This is a genomic window from Streptomyces sp. NPDC043908 (assembly GCF_056435525.1).
In genome coordinates, this window is sequence record NZ_JBWKEI010000007.1 from 41,081 (window position 1) to 55,142 (window position 14,062).

12 protein-coding genes are annotated in these 14,062 nt (G+C 72.6%); 6 read left to right on the forward strand and 6 right to left on the reverse strand.

Going from position 1 to position 14,062, the window contains the following annotated elements; all coding sequences use genetic code 11:
* Positions 1 to 49 precede the first annotated feature (49 nt).
* A complete protein-coding gene (locus tag AC069K_RS17025) occupies positions 50 to 793 on the forward strand; it encodes a MerR family transcriptional regulator (RefSeq protein ID WP_365099848.1) in 744 nt (247 codons plus the stop codon).
* Positions 794 to 899: 106 nt separating this feature from the next.
* Here the strand turns inward: AC069K_RS17025 and AC069K_RS17030 are convergent, their stop codons facing one another.
* From AC069K_RS17030 to AC069K_RS17045, 4 genes are read right to left on the reverse strand one after another with little or no spacing between them, the layout of a single operon-like run.
* The gene (locus AC069K_RS17030) at positions 900 to 3,092 is read right to left on the reverse strand and encodes a 3-hydroxyacyl-CoA dehydrogenase NAD-binding domain-containing protein (protein ID WP_478616821.1); all 2,193 of its coding nucleotides are present in this window, start codon (positions 3,090 to 3,092) and stop codon (positions 900 to 902) included.
* A 50-nt stretch (positions 3,093 to 3,142) separates the two neighbouring features.
* Positions 3,143 to 4,357, reverse strand: coding sequence for an acetyl-CoA C-acetyltransferase (locus AC069K_RS17035; protein WP_365099844.1), 1,215 nt, complete (start codon positions 4,355 to 4,357; stop codon positions 3,143 to 3,145).
* A 19-nt stretch (positions 4,358 to 4,376) separates the two neighbouring features.
* On the reverse strand, positions 4,377 to 5,519 hold the full coding sequence (locus AC069K_RS17040) for an acyl-CoA dehydrogenase family protein (protein WP_478616826.1): 1,143 nt from the start codon (positions 5,517 to 5,519) through the stop codon (positions 4,377 to 4,379).
* Complete coding sequence (locus AC069K_RS17045) at positions 5,516 to 6,670, reverse strand: CaiB/BaiF CoA transferase family protein (protein WP_478616829.1); 1,155 nt, start codon at positions 6,668 to 6,670, stop codon at positions 5,516 to 5,518. The genes AC069K_RS17040 and AC069K_RS17045 overlap by 4 nt, the downstream gene beginning before the upstream one ends.
* Positions 6,671 to 6,975: 305 nt before the next feature.
* Here AC069K_RS17045 and AC069K_RS17050 point away from each other — a divergent pair, with 305 nt between their 5' ends.
* Positions 6,976 to 8,130, forward strand: coding sequence for a saccharopine dehydrogenase family protein (locus AC069K_RS17050; RefSeq protein ID WP_478617478.1), 1,155 nt, complete (start codon positions 6,976 to 6,978; stop codon positions 8,128 to 8,130).
* On the opposite strand, the gene AC069K_RS17055 is transcribed toward AC069K_RS17050, so the two are convergent.
* Positions 8,127 to 8,840, reverse strand: a complete 714-nt coding sequence (locus AC069K_RS17055) for an endonuclease V (protein WP_478616831.1) — start codon at positions 8,838 to 8,840, stop codon at positions 8,127 to 8,129. The genes AC069K_RS17050 and AC069K_RS17055 overlap by 4 nt on opposite strands.
* A 51-nt stretch (positions 8,841 to 8,891) precedes the next feature.
* Here AC069K_RS17055 and AC069K_RS17060 point away from each other — a divergent pair, with 51 nt between their 5' ends.
* Complete coding sequence (locus AC069K_RS17060) at positions 8,892 to 9,194, forward strand: YciI family protein (protein ID WP_478616834.1); 303 nt, start codon at positions 8,892 to 8,894, stop codon at positions 9,192 to 9,194.
* Here AC069K_RS17060 and AC069K_RS17065 read toward each other — a convergent pair.
* A complete protein-coding gene (locus AC069K_RS17065) occupies positions 9,191 to 10,291 on the reverse strand; it encodes a WD40/YVTN/BNR-like repeat-containing protein (RefSeq protein ID WP_478616837.1) in 1,101 nt (366 codons plus the stop codon). The two genes, AC069K_RS17060 and AC069K_RS17065, sit on opposite strands and share 4 nt — an antisense overlap.
* Before the next feature lie 245 nt (positions 10,292 to 10,536).
* Here AC069K_RS17065 and ssgD point away from each other — a divergent pair, with 245 nt between their 5' ends.
* The 3 genes from ssgD to AC069K_RS17080 all read left to right on the forward strand — a co-directional run bounded on the left by ssgD (position 10,537) and on the right by AC069K_RS17080 (position 14,038).
* The gene (gene ssgD / locus AC069K_RS17070; RefSeq protein ID WP_358833179.1) at positions 10,537 to 10,953 is read left to right on the forward strand and encodes a spore wall synthesis regulator SsgD; all 417 of its coding nucleotides are present in this window, start codon (positions 10,537 to 10,539) and stop codon (positions 10,951 to 10,953) included.
* A 294-nt stretch (positions 10,954 to 11,247) separates the two neighbouring features.
* On the forward strand, positions 11,248 to 12,888 hold the full coding sequence (locus tag AC069K_RS17075; protein ID WP_478616841.1) for an ABC-F family ATP-binding cassette domain-containing protein: 1,641 nt from the start codon (positions 11,248 to 11,250) through the stop codon (positions 12,886 to 12,888).
* Positions 12,889 to 13,063: 175 nt separating this feature from the next.
* Positions 13,064 to 14,038 carry an acyl-ACP desaturase gene (locus AC069K_RS17080; RefSeq protein WP_358833177.1) on the forward strand — a complete coding sequence of 325 codons (975 nt, stop codon included), beginning with the start codon at positions 13,064 to 13,066 and terminating at the stop codon, positions 14,036 to 14,038.
* The last annotated feature ends 24 nt before the right edge of the window (positions 14,039 to 14,062 follow it).

Here is a 14,062-nt window from a genome sequence, read left to right on the forward strand (position 1 = left end):
CAATACTGTTGCGTCGCAGTCCGCGCACCCGGGGAAACGAGGCACCGCCATGGCGACGGAGACCGAGGAGCCGACCCTGACGGTCGACGAACTGGCCGCGCGGGCCGGGGTCACCGTGCGCACCATCCGTTTCTACAGCACCCGCGGTCTGCTGCCGCCCCCCGCGATCGGCCCCCGGCGCGTCGGCCTCTACGGCCCGGCGCATCTGTCCCGGCTCGCGCTGATCGAGGAGTTGCAGCACCACGGGATGACGCTGGCCGCGATCGAGCGGTACCTGGAGCAGTTGCCGCCCGGCCTCAGCGCGCACGATCTGGCCATCCACCGGGCCGTGGTCGCCTCCTGGGCGCCGGACGCGGCCGAGGAGACGACCCGGACCGAGCTGGAGCGCAGGGCGGGACGGGCGCTGTCCGACACCGACCTCGACCGGCTGGCCGCGATGAACGTCCTCGAGCGGACCGAGGGCGGCGGCGACGCGTTCCTGGTCGACCCCGGGCTGCTGGCGCTCGGGGTGCAGTTGCTCGACGTGCCGATCGCGCACGAGACGATCCTGGCGGCCCGGACGGTGCTCCTGGAGCACACCCGCTCGGCCGCGCACGAGCTGACGCGGCTGTTCCGGGACGAGGTGTGGAACCCGTACCGGGAGCGGGAGTCGGACCCCGACCACGTGGCGGCGATGCGGTCCCTGTCGGCCCATATGCAGCCCATGGTGGTGCAGGCGCTGGTCACCGCCTTCCAGCGCTCGCTCAGGGAGGAGCTACGGGCGGCGTTCCGCGCGGAGAGCCAAGCGGACTGACGGGCGGACCGGCGGACTGGCGGGACCGCGGACTGGCGGGACGGCAGGACGGTCGACGGGCGGGCGGACCGGCGGGCGGGGATCGCCTCCCCCGCCCGCCGCCCCCTCATGCGTCGGTGAACGTCTCGCCCTTCTCCGCCTTCTCCACCAGCAGCGCGGGCGGCAGGAAGCGGTCGCCGTAGCGCTCGGCCAGCTCGCGGGCGCGGGCCACGAAGCCCGGCAGACCGGTCGCTCCCCCGGGGCCGCCCACGTAACCGTTGATGTACTGGATCACTCCGCCCGTCCAGGCGGGGAAGCCGATGCCCATGATGGAGCCGATGTTGGCGTCGGCGACCGAGGTGAGCACGCCCTCCTCGAAGAGGCGCACGGTGTCGAGCGCCTCCGCGAAGAGCATCCGCTCCTTCATGTCCTCGAAGGGGACGTCCGCGCCCGGCTTGGCGAAGTGCTCGCGCAGCCCCGGCCACAGCCGTACGCGCCTGCCGTCGCCGTCGTACTCGTAGAAGCCCGCGCCGCCGCTGCGCCCGGGGCGGCCGAACTCGTCCACCATGCGGTCGATGACCGCGTCCGCCGGGTGGCCGGGCCAGACGCCGCCCGCCTCCTCGACCGCGCGCCGCGTCTCGTCGCGGATCTTGCGCGGCAGGGTCAGGGTCAGCTCGTCCATCAGGGAGAGCACCTTGGCGGGGTAGCCCGCCTGGCCCGCCGCCTGTTCGATGGAGGCGGGCTCGACGCCCTCGCCGAGCATGGCGACGCCTTCGTTGATGAACTGGCCGATGACGCGCGAGGTGAAGAAGCCGCGCGAGTCGTTGACCACGATCGGGGTCTTCTTGATCTGGCGGACCAGGTCGAAGGCGCGGGCCAGGGCCTCGTCGCCGGTGCGCTCGCCCCGGATGATCTCGACCAGCGGCATCTTGTCGACGGGCGAGAAGAAGTGCAGCCCGATGAAGTCGGCCTGGCGCGTCACGCCCTCGGCGAGGCCGGTGATCGGCAGGGTCGAGGTGTTGGAGCAGAGCAGCGCGTCCGGCTCGACGATGTCCTGGATCTCCTGGAACACCCGGTGCTTGAGCTCGGTGCTCTCGAAGACCGCCTCGATCACCGCGTCGCAGCCCGCCAGGTCCCGCGCGGTGGCAGTGGGGGTGATGCGGGCGAGCAGCTCGTCGCGCTGGGCCTCGGTGGTGCGGCCCCGCGAGAGCGCCTTGGCGAGGAGCTTCTCCGAGTACGCCTTGCCCTGGTGGGCGGCGTCCAGCGAGACGTCCTTGAGGACGACCTCGATACCGGCCCGGGCGCACGCGTAGGCGATGCCCGCGCCCATCATGCCGGCGCCGAGGACGGCGACCTTGCGGACCGGGCGCGCGGGGATGCCCTGGGGGCGGTTGGCGCCCGAGTTGACGGCCTGGAGGTCGAAGAAGAACGCCTGGATCATGTTCTTCGCGGTCTGCCCGGTGACCAGCTCGGTGAAGTAGCGGGCCTCGATGGTCTGGGCGGTCTCGAAGTCGACCTGGGAGCCCTCGACGGCGGCGGCGAGGATGTTGCGCGGCGCCGGGTAGGGGGCACCGTTCAGCTGCTTCTTGAGGTTGGCCGGGAAGGCGGGGAGGTTGGCGGCGAACTTCGGGTTCGACGGGGTGCCGCCCGGGATGCGGTAGCCCGGCACGTCCCAGGGCTGCTGGGACTCGGGGTGGGCGTCGATGAAGGCGCGGGCCTTGGCGAGCATCTCCTCGGGCGTGGCGGCGACCTCGTGGACCAGGCCGTTCTCCAGCGCGCGGCGCGGGGAGTACTGGGTGCCCTGGAGGAGCACCTTGAGGAGCGCGTCCGCGATGCCCATCAGCCGTACGGTACGGGTGACACCGCCGCCCGCCGGGAGCAGGCCCAGGGTGACCTCGGGCAGGCCGATCTTGGAGCCGGGGGCGTCGAGGGCGACGCGGTGGTGGCTGGCGAGGGCGATCTCGTAACCGCCGCCGAGCGCGGCGCCGTTGATGGCGGCGACGACCGGCTTGCCCAGGGTCTCGATGCGGCGCAGCGCCTTCTTGATCGCCATGCCGGTCTCGAACGCCTGCCGGGCGTTCTCGGGGCCGACCTGGATCATGTCCTTGAGGTCGCCGCCCGCGAAGAAGGTCTTCTTGGCGGAGGTGTAGATGATGCCCCGGATGGAGTCCTTCTCGGCCTCGGCGCGCTCCGCGATCGCCGCGATCGACTCCTTGAAGGCGCGGTTCATCGTGTTGGCGGACTGGTCGGGGTCGTCGAGGACGAGGGTGACGACGCCGCTCTCGTCCTGTTCCCAGCGGATGGTGGTACTCGTCGACATGACTGCCATGTGATGGTGCTCCGTAACGGGATTGGCCGGGAAGAGGACGGTCAGAGACGCTCTACGACGGTGGCGATGCCCATCCCGCCGCCCACGCAGAGCGTGGCGAGGCCGTAGCGCCGGTCGCGGCGCTCCAGCTCGTCGACGAGGGTGCCGAGGATCATCGCGCCGGTGGCGCCGAGGGGGTGGCCCATGGCGATGGCGCCGCCATTGACGTTGATCTTGTCGAGCGGCAGGCCCATGTCCCGGGCGAAGCGCAGCACCACGCCGGCGAACGCCTCGTTGATCTCGACGAGGTCGATGTCGTCGATGGTGAGCCCGGCCTTGGCGAGCGCCTTGCGGGTGGCGGGGGCGGGACCGGTGAGCATGATCGTCGGCTCGGAGCCGGAGACCGCCGCGGAGACGATGCGGGCGCGCGGGGTCATGCCGTAGCGCTCGCCGACCTCGCGCGAGCCGATGGCGACCAGGGCGGCGCCGTCGACGATGCCGGAGGAGTTGCCCGCGTGGTGGACGTGGTCGATCTTCTCCACCCAGTGGTACTTCTGGAGCGCCACCGCGTCGAAGCCGCCCATGTCGCCGATGGCGGCGAACGACGGCTTGAGGGAGGCGAGCGAGTCGGCCGTGGTGCCGGGGCGCATGTGCTCGTCGTGGTCGAGGACGACCAGGCCGTTGCGGTCCTTGACCGGGACGACGGACCGGGCGAAACGGCCGTCCTTCCAGGCCTCGGCGGCCCGTTCCTGGGAGAGCGCCGCGTACTCGTCGACGTCGCGGCGCGTGAAGCCCTCGACGGTGGCGATGAGGTCGGCGCCGATGCCCTGGGGGGCGAAGTTGGTGTCGAAGTTGGTCATCGGGTCGGCGAACCAGGCGCCGCCGTCCGAGGCCATCGGCACCCGTGACATCGACTCGACGCCGCCCGCGAGCACCAGGTCCTCCCAGCCCGAACGGACCTTGGCGGCGGCCATGTTGACCGCCTCCAGGCCCGAGGCACAGAAGCGGTTCTCCTGGACTCCGGCGACGGTGTCCGGCAGCCCGGCGGCGATCGCCGCGATGCGGGCGATGTCGGAGCCCTGGTCGCCGACCGGGCCGACCACGCCGAGGACGATGTCGTCGATCGCCGCCGGGTCGAGGTCCGAAAAGCGCCCCCGCAGCTCGTGGATCAGTCCGACGACCAGGTCGATCGGCTTGGTGCCGTGCAGGGAGCCGTTGGCCTTGCCCCGCCCGCGCGGGGTGCGGATCGCGTCGTACACATACGCTTCGGTGCTCACGGAAAAGCCTTTCAGAGGGTTAGCCGAGCAGGGAACGACCGATGATCTCCTTCATGATCTCGGTCGTCCCGCCGTAGATGGTCTGGACGCGTCCGTCCGTGAAAGCCCTGGCGACGCGGTACTCGCTCATATAGCCGTAACCGCCGTGCAGTTGCAGACAGCGGTCGGCGGTGCGCTTCTGGAGCTCGGTGGCCCACCACTTGGCCATCGAGGCGTGCACGGCGTCGAGCTCCCCGTTCGAGTGATCCTCGATGCAGCGGTCGAGGAACGCGCGGGTGACGGCGCACTCGGTGGCCAGCTCGGCGATCTCGAAGCGGATGTGCTGCTTGGTGGCGAGCGGGCGCCCGAAGGCCTCGCGCTCCTTCACGTACTGGGTGGTGATCTCCAGCAGGTGTTCGGCGGCGGCGATCCCGGCGACGGCGATGGCCATGCGCTCCTGCGCCAGATTGGTCATCAGATGGACGAAGGCGCCGTTGAGCTCCCCGAGGAGGTTCTCCTTGGGGACCCGCACGTCGGTGAAGAACAGCTCGGCGGTGTCCTGCGACTTCTGGCCGATCTTGTCCAGGTTGCGGCCCCGCTCGAAGCCCTCCATGCCCCGCTCCACCACGAGCAGGGACAGGCCGTGGGCGCCGCCCTCGGGGGTCGTCCTCGCCACGACGATCACCAGGTCCGCGAGGATGCCGTTGGAGATGAACGTTTTGGATCCGTTGAGCAGCCAGTACGCGCCCCGGTCCTCGGCGCGGGTGGCGATGCCCTGGAGGTCGGATCCGGCGCCGGGCTCGGTCATGGCGATCGCCGTGATCAGGGAGCCGTCGCAGAAGCCGGGCAGCCAGCGCCGCTTCTGCTCCTCGGTGGCGAGCCCGGTGAGATAGGGCCCGATGATGTCGTTGTGCAGCCCGATCGCCAGGCCCGAGGTGCCCGCGCGGGTGAACTCCTCGGCGAGGACCGCGCTGTAGCGGAAGTCGGCGGTGCCGCCGCCCCCGTACTCCTCGTCCACGGCGAGCCCGAGCAGGCCCTGGCGTCCGGCGGCCAGCCAGGCCTCGCGCGAGACGATGCCGTCCTTCTCCCACTGCTCGTAGTGCGGCAGGACCTCCTTGGCGAGGAAGGTGCGGACGGTCTCGCGGAAGGCGTCGTGCTCGGCGGTGAAGATCTGCCGTTTCAACGGTCGTTCTCCTTGGTGGGCTCGGCGTTCCCGGTCCCGGCGAGCTCCGGCACGCCCCAGTCGCGGGCGACCTCGGCGGTGTCGGCGCCGGGCCGGGCGGGCGGACGGCGGACGGCGCCGGGGGTGGCCGAGAAGCGGGGCGCGGGCGCCGGCTGGGTGAGGCCGCCGTGCTCGACGAAGGTGGCGCGGGCGGCGAGGTGGGGGTGGGAGGGAGCCTCGCGCAGCGAGAGCACCGGCGCCACGCACGCGTCCGACCCGGCGAAGACGGCCGTCCACTCCTCGCGGGTACGGGTGCGGAACCGCTCGGCGATGGCGGTGCGCAGCTCCTCCCAGCGGGCGAGGTCCTTGCGGGCGGGGGCCACGGCGTCGAGCCCGAGCAGCTGGATGAACTCCTCGTAGAACTGCTGCTCAAGGGCGCCGACCGCCATGTACTGGCCGTCGGCGGTCTCGTAGGTGCCGTAGAACGGGCAGCCGCCGTCGAGGAGGTTGGCGCCGCGCCGGTCCTGCCAGCCGCCGGCCGCCAGCATGCCGTGGATCATGGTCGCGAGGTGGGCGGCGCCGTCCACGATCGCGGCGTCCACGACCTGCCCCTCGCCCGTGGCGCGGGCGTGCTGGAGGGCGGCGAGGACGCCGACGACGAGGTAGAGCGAGCCGCCCGCGTAGTCGCCCACCAGGTTGGCGGGGACCGTCGGCCCCTCGTCCGGCCGGCCGATCATGCCGAGGGTGCCGGTGACGGCGATGTACGCGATGTCGTGCCCGGCGCGGGCCGCGAGCGGTCCTTCCTGCCCCCAGCCGGTCATCCGTCCGTAGACCAGAGCGGGGTTGCGGGCCAGGCACTCCCCGGGCCCGACGCCGAGGCGTTCGGCGACACCGGGGCGGTAGCCCTCGACGAGGATGTCGGCCTTCTCCACCAGGTCCAGGACGCGCGCGGGGCCGTCCGGCGCCTTCAGGTCGATCAGTACGGAGCGCTTGTTGCGGTTGGTCAGGTCGTACGCCGGGTCGATGGCCAGGCCCGGGCCGCCCGGGCGGTCGACCCGCACCACGTCCGCGCCGAGGTCGGCCAGGAGCATGGCCGCGAACGGGCCGGGCCCGATCCCCGCCAGCTCGACCACGCGCACCCCGGTGAGCGGGCCGTTCCCCGAACCTGTCATCGAGCCCCCAGCACTGTGACACAACTGATGTAACAGCAGTGATGCTAAGAACACGTTCCACTCCGCACAAGCCCCCTGCGCGAGCAAGCGCTTGGTTTTCGCCGAGCGGACTTCGGGCGGACTTCCCGCCGTCCTTGATCACCCACGGCACCGCTTCTCACGCTAGCCTCAGCCACCGACAACGGCGCGGGAGCGCGGCCGGGGCAGAAGCGGAGGGCAGCTCCTTGGAAGACGCAGAACGTGCAGAGCGGGCGGAACGGACGCGGCCGGAACGGGAGTCCCGGCGGGCGGCGCGGCCGTACGACATCGTCCTCTTCGGGGCCACCGGGTTCGTGGGCACCCTCACGGCGAAGTACCTGGCCGCGCACGCGCCCGAGGGGTGCCGCTGGGCGCTCGCGGGGCGGTCCGCCGCCAAGCTGGAGGCGCTGCGCGAGGAGCTCGCCGCGATCGACCCGGCGTGCGCCTCTCTGCCCCTGATCACGGCGGACTCCGCCGACCCCGACGCGCTGCGCGCCCTCGCCGGGTCCGCGCGGGTGGTGGCCACCACGGTCGGCCCCTACGTCTGGTACGGCGAGGGCCTGGTCGCCGCGTGCGCCGAGGCGGGGACGGACTACCTCGATCTGACCGGCGAACCGGAGTTCGTGGACACCATGTACGTACGCCATGACGCGCGGGCCCGGGAGACCGGCGCGCGGCTGGTGCACGCCTGCGGCTTCGACTCGGTGCCGTGCGATCTGGGCGTGTACTACACGGTCCAGCGGCTCCCCGCGGGCGTACCGCTGCGGGTGGACGGGTTCGTACGCTCCAACGCGATGTTCTCCGGCGGTACGTTCGCCTCCGCGCTCACCGCGATGGGCCGCGGCGCGCAGCAGCTCAGGGCGGCCCGGGAGCGGCGGCTGCACGAGCCGCGCCTGGTCGGGCGCCGGGCCAGGGCGCCGCTAGGCACCCCGCACTTCAGCCGGGAGACCGGCGCCTGGGCGCTGCCGCTGCCGGTCCTGGACCCGGTGGTGGTGGCCCGCTCGGCGTCGGCGAGCGAGCGCTACGGCCCCGACTTCCGCTACCGCCACTTCGCCGCGGTGCGGCGGCTGCCGACGGCGCTCGGCGCGGTGGCCGGGGCGGGCGCGGCGCTCGGCGTCGCCCAACTGCCCGCCGCGCGACGGTGGCTGATCAGCCGTTACGAGCCGGGCAGCGGACCCGGCCAGGAGCGCCGCGACCGCAGCTGGTTCTCGCTGCGGTTCGTCGGCGAGGGCGGCGGGCGCCGGGTGTTCACCGAGGTGTCGGGCGGCGACCCGGGGTACGACGAGACCGCCAAGATCCTCGCCGAGGGGGCGCTCAGCCTCGCCTTCGACGAACTGCCGGACCTGGCGGGGCAGTTGACGACGGTCACCGCGATGGGTGACGCCCTGCTGGCCCGGATCCAGCAGGCCGGCATCCGCTTCCGGGTGGCCGACGCCCGCTAGGGCGTTTCCCGTGCGGGCCGGAGCGCGGTGCGCAGTGCCTCGCGGCACAGCGCGTCCGCGCGCCGGGTCGACTCCGGCAGCCGGTAGCGCGGGGTGAGCCGGAGGGTGTGGGCGCAGGCGTTGTCCAGGCTGACCCGGTGGCCGACGGAGACGAACACCGGCTTGACGCCGTCGCGGGTGCGCAGCGCCCGGCCCACCTCCTCGCCGTCCGCGCCCACCAGCGCCGAGGCCTCCCCGCGCCGGGCGCCGGGCTCCTCGTGGGTGAAGGCGAACGGGTTCTTGGCGACGCCGATCACCGGGAGCCCGGTGAGCACGCCGAGGTGGGAGGCGAGGCCGAAGCGGCGCGGGTGGGCGAGCCCGTACCCGTCGCAGACCACCAGGCCGGGACCGGTGCTCAGGGCGCCCAGCGCCGCCAGGACCGTGGGGATCTCCCGGAAGGCGAGCAGCCCCGGCACATACGGGAAGGCGACCCGGCCGACCGCGGTGGACTCCTCGACGACCTCCAGGGTGGCCGCGTCCAGGACGACGGCCGCCGCCGCGACGACGTCCCGCTCGTCGTCGTACGCCACGTCGACCCCCGTGACCAGCCCGGTGCCGGGCGGCGGGCCGGGCTCGTCGAGCACGACGCGGCCGCGCAGTCCGTCCTGCACGGCCAGCGCCGCTGCCTCGTCGGCGGGCCAGTCCTCGGGGATCTCCGTGAGCGTCACCATGCCCTCACCCTAGGGTCTGCGGGAGAGGGGGCCGGGAGTAGCCTGCCGATCATGTTCATACTGGACCTGACCTACACGGCTCCCCTGGCCCGCGTCGACGAACTGCTCGACGCCCATGTCACCTGGCTGAACGCACAGTACGAGGCGGGTGTGTTCATCGCCTCCGGCCGCAAGGAGCCCCGCGAGGGCGGGGTCATCCTGGCCGTCGGGGACGACCGCGCGGCGATCGAGGCGCTCACGGCGACCGACCCCTTCAGCGTCAACGGCGTGTGCGCGTACCGGATCACCGAGTTCCTGGCGACCAAGGTGGCCCCGGGACTCGACGCCTACCGGCAGGAACTGCCCACGGGCTAGCCCCGGTGCCCCCCGTGCGCCTGCCGGGCCGCCCGGCCCTTCTCCCCCGCCGCCCAGCAGCCGCCGTCCGGCGCGCAGTCCACGGTGTCGTACGAGCCGGTGTCGACGGTCCGCCAGGTGCGGCCCCCGTCGGTGGTCGCGTCGGTGCCGGTGGGGCCCACCGCGAGCGCGGCCGACCGGCTGTGCGGCAGCCAGGCGACGCCGGAGCGGTAGGCGGCGACCGGGGCCGCGGCCGGGAACCAGGTACGGCCGCCGTCCCGGGTGACCTCGGCGGCGCGGGGCGAGGGCTGTCCGGCCCGGTAGTCGCCGCCGACCGCGATCCCGTGCGTACGGTCGCGGAAGGCGAGCCCGAAGACACCGCGCGCCGCGTCACCGGCCGGGATCGCCGAGGCGGTCGCCGTCCAGGTCATCCCGCGGTCCGCGGAGTGCAGGACGCGGGCGGTCGTGGCGCCCCCGGTGGCGAGCCACACATCGCGCGGGCCGGAGCCGGCCAGGCACTGGCCGCTCGCCGCGAACGAGGCCTCGCCCGGCAGCGCCCGCGGCATACCGGCGGCCGGCAGCACCTTCCAGGAGCGGCCGCCGTCGGCCGTGGACAGGAGGCGGTACCTGCCGTCGACCGGGTCGGAGACGGCCAACCCGTGGCGGTGGTCGAAGAAGGTGAGGCAGTCGTAGAAGGCGCGGGGGTCGGGGTTGCGGAACGACTCCTTCCAGGTGATTCCGCCGTCCTCGGTCCGGTAGACCCGGGACGCCTCGCCCTCCCCGATGGCGAGCACCACGGCCCTCCGTCGGTCGAAGGCCTCCACGTCCCGGAACTCCAGCCCGTCCGCGCCGGGAGGGGACACATCGCGCCAGGTGCGCCCGCCGTCGGTGGTGCGCAGCACCGTGCCCTTCGAGCCGGCCACCCACGCGGTGCTCCGGCTGACCGCCGAGAGCCCCCGGAACCGGGCGTCCGTACCGGTCGGTGTCGGCTGCCAGGCCGGTGCCGGGCGGTCCCCGTCGTGGCCGTGCGCCTGGGCCGGCGCCGTCAGCGCGCCCGCCAGCGCCGCCGCGCCGAGCCCCACCGACAGCATGCGTCTCGTCTTCCCCATGAGCTTCATGGCGCTGGAAGCTAGTCGGCCCCGGGAGGGCCGTCCAGAGGGCGAAATTCGACCGTATCGCCATCAATCCGGAGCTCGTTGGACAGCGCGCGGGACCCGGCGGTGACGCACCGGTAAGTGACGCACACGTAGCGATCAGGTGACACAGCTCACCCCCGGCTCGTGTGCACGCACCCGTGTCTTCTGCCGTCTTCGTGAGCAGCAGGAAGAGAAGTACCCGGTCGTGAGGTTAGGGGAACAGGGCGTTGTCCACTGTCATCGAGCAAGCCGTCGAGGCCCGCCTGATCGCCTCCGACCCGCGGGTCCAGACCGTCCCCGCGACGCTGAGCTACGACCGCGAGGACCCGTTCGCCGTGCGGATGGTCTTCCCCGCGCCCGCCACCCTGGAAGGCGTGGAGGTGTGCTGGGCGTTCTCGCGCGAACTGCTGGAGACGGGGGTGGAGACCTCCGCGGGCATGGGCGACGTGCGGGTCCGGCCGTACGGGTTCGACCGTACGGTCGTGGAGTTCCACGCGCCGGAGGGCACCGCGATGGTGCACATCCGCACCTCGGAGCTGCGCCGCTTCCTCAAGCGCACCCAGCTGATGGTGCCCGCGGGCCACGAGCACCACTACCTCGACCTCGACGGGGACCTCACCGCGCTGCTGCGCGACGCCTGCTGACCCGGGCGGCCCGCCCCGCCCCGCGCGCCCGCGCCGTTAAATCGTTTGCGGCCGACGGGCGCCCCGTCGTACGTTCTTCTCGGCCCTGTCGTCGTCGATCGGAGTAGGACGTTGCTCGTCTGAGGCACCTGAGACACCGTTTCGCGCACTCCCTTCCGTGTCGCGCGCGCGGTGTGACCTGCCTCCGAGCCGTCCTCCACGACCAGGGCCCTTCTTCTTTTCCCCCGCTGCCCTGACACCGGTGTCTCAGTTCCCGTTGCCCCCGCCCCTCTTCCGCGCAACAGGGAGACATCCATGTCTACGTACTCCGCGTCCTCGACGCACATCAGCTGCTTCGACCTCTCCTTCACCTGGCCCGACGGCACGGCCGTCCTCGACGGCCTCCAGCTCGCCGTCGGCCACGGCCGCACCGGGCTGATCGGCCTCAACGGCTCCGGCAAGTCGACGCTGCTGCGGCTGCTCGCCGGCGAACTCGCCCCCACCGGAGGGCGGGTCGTCGTCACGGGCGAGATCGGGTACCTGCCGCAGAACCTGACCATGGCCACCGGGATGCGGGTCGACGAGGCCCTCGGCATCGACCGGGCACGGGCGGCGCTGCACGCCATCGAGGCGGGCGACACGAGCGAGGAGCACTTCACGGCGGTCGGCGACGACTGGGACGTGGAGGAGCGGGCCCGGGCCGCGCTCGGACAGCTCGGCCTCGACGGCGTCGGCCTCGACCGGACCATCGGGGAACTCTCCGGCGGCGAGTCGGTGCTGCTGCGCCTGGCCGCGCTGCTGCTGCGCCGCCCCGACGTCCTGCTGCTCGACGAGCCCACCAACAACCTCGACCGGCGGGCCCGGCGCCGGCTCTACGACGCGGTGGCCGCCTGGCCCGGGGTGATGGTCGTGGTCAGCCACGACCGTGAACTCCTCGACCTGGTCGACCAGATCGCCGATCTGCGCGAGGGCGAGGTCTCCTGGTACGGCGGCAACTTCTCGGCGTACGAGGAGGCGCTGGCCGTGGAGCAGGAGGCGGCCGAGCGGATGGTGCGCACGGCCGAGGCCGACGTCCAGCGCCAGAAGCGCGAACTGACCGGCGCGCACGTCAAGTTGGCGAGGCGTCAGCGGTTCGCCCAGAAGAGCTATGAGAACAAGCGGGTCCCGAAGATCATCGCCAACGGCCGCCGGAGCGAGGCCCAGGTGTCGGCGGGCAAGCACCGCATCCTCCAGACCGAGCGCCTCGCCCAGGCCCGGGACCGGCTGAACGAGGCCGTGGAGGCGGTCCGGGACGACGACGAGATCCGCGTCGAACTCCCGTACACCAAGGTCCACCCGGGCCGGAGCGTGCTGACCCTGCGCGAGCTGCGCCTGCCGTACGCGGAGCGGGCGTTGGGCAGTCTGGACATCCACGGGCCGGAGCGGATCGCGCTCGTCGGCCGCAACGGGGCCGGCAAGACGACCCTGCTGCGCACCCTGGCCGGGCAGCTCGCCCCGGCGGCCGGGGAGGCGGTGGCGCACGTGCCGCTGCGGTTCCTGCCGCAGCGCCTGGACGTGCTGGACGACGAGCTGAGCGTGGTGGAGAACGTGGCGCGGTACGCGCCGGGCGCCACCGCCAACGCGGTCCGGGCGCGGCTGGCCCGCTTCCTGTTCAAGGGGGCCCGGGCGGACCGCCCGGCCGGGACGCTCTCGGGGGGCGAGCGCTTCCGGGCCTCGCTCGCCGCGCTGCTGCTCGCCGAGCCCGCGCCGCAGCTGCTGATGCTGGACGAGCCGACGAACAACCTGGACATGGCGAGCGTACGGCGGCTCACCGAGGCGCTGGCCGCCTTCGAGGGGGCGCTGATCGTCGCCGGGCACGACGTGCCGTTCCTGGAGTCGATCGGCGTCACCCGGTGGCTGCTGCTCGACGGTGAGCTGCGCGACACCACCGTCGAGGAGGTGCGCGACGGCCAGTAAGCATGTCGGACTTGTCTCTTTCCGACCCGCCCTGAGCTGTGTGAACTACGCAGGGTAGCGGTATGGGGGGAAGGCGGGACTTGGCTCGGGGCCTACCGCGCGCTTAACCTACGGTCTCGTAACCTACGTAGGCGTAGGTACCCGTCCCCCTTCCCCGTCCCCCTGGAGCACCCTCGTGACGATCACCTCCCCCCACCTCGGCAGTTCGGACGTGTGGACCGACGCCCGGCTGCTGTACGCGTTGGAAGAGGTCGTCGAGAAGGAGCTCAACCGGCACCTGAAGGTGGCCAAGGACTGGATGCCGCACGACTACGTGCCGTGGTCGGACGCCCGCAACTTCCCCGGCCTCTTCGAGGACGGCGAGGCGTGGGAGCCGCAGCAGTCCAAGGTCACCGACATCGGCCGGATCGCGCTCGTGGTGAACCTCCTCACCGAGGACAACCTGCCCAGCTACCACCACGAGATCGCCAGCCTCTTCGGCCGGGACGGCGCCTGGGGCACCTGGGTGCACCGCTGGACCGCCGAGGAGGGCCGGCACGGCATCGTGATGCGCGACTACCTGCTCGCCTCGCGCGCCGTGGACCCGGACCAGCTGGAGCGGTTCCGCATGGCGCACATGGCGGAGGGCTTCGAGTCCGACAACCGCCACTCGATGCTGCACTCGGTGGCGTACGTGGCCTTCCAGGAGCTGGCCACCCGCATCTCGCACCGCAACACCGGCCACCAGTCGGGCGACCCGGTCTGCGACCGCATGCTGGCGCGGATCGCGACCGACGAGAACCTGCACATGGTCTTCTACCGCAACCTGCTGGGCGCGGCCTTCGAACTCGCCCCCGACCTGACCATGCGGGCGGTACGCGACGTGGTCGTGGACTTCCGGATGCCCGGCCACAACATGCCCGGCTTCGAGCGGGCCGCCGCGCAGATGGCGATAGGCGAGATCTACAACCTGCGCATCCACCACGACGACGTGCTCCAGCCCGTGCTGCGCTTCCTGAAGGTCCTGGACATCGACGGCCTGGGCCCGGAGGGGCTGAAGGCGCAGGAGGAGCTCGGCCTGTACATGGGCGGTCTCGACGCGGAGGCGAGCAAGTTCGACGAGAAGCTCGCCGCGCGCAAGGCGCGGCTGGTGGCCCGCGGCAAGGCCTGACGGCCCCCGCGCGCCCCGGCGCAC

What these genes read in the sequence shown, in the direction of transcription:
- AC069K_RS17025 (WP_365099848.1), top strand. Translation starts at nt 50, where the DNA reads ATGGCGACGGAGACCGAGGAGCCGACCCTGACGGTCGACGAACTGGCC.
- AC069K_RS17030 (WP_478616821.1), bottom strand. Translation starts at nt 3,092, where the DNA reads ATGTCGACGAGTACCACCATCCGCTGGGAACAGGACGAGAGCGGCGTC.
- AC069K_RS17060 (WP_478616834.1), top strand. Translation starts at nt 8,892, where the DNA reads ATGTTCATACTGGACCTGACCTACACGGCTCCCCTGGCCCGCGTCGAC.
- AC069K_RS17045 (WP_478616829.1), bottom strand. Translation starts at nt 6,670, where the DNA reads ATGACAGGTTCGGGGAACGGCCCGCTCACCGGGGTGCGCGTGGTCGAG.
- AC069K_RS17055 (WP_478616831.1), bottom strand. Translation starts at nt 8,840, where the DNA reads ATGGTGACGCTCACGGAGATCCCCGAGGACTGGCCCGCCGACGAGGCA.
- AC069K_RS17065 (WP_478616837.1), bottom strand. Translation starts at nt 10,291, where the DNA reads ATGAAGCTCATGGGGAAGACGAGACGCATGCTGTCGGTGGGGCTCGGC.
- AC069K_RS17075 (WP_478616841.1), top strand. Translation starts at nt 11,248, where the DNA reads ATGTCTACGTACTCCGCGTCCTCGACGCACATCAGCTGCTTCGACCTC.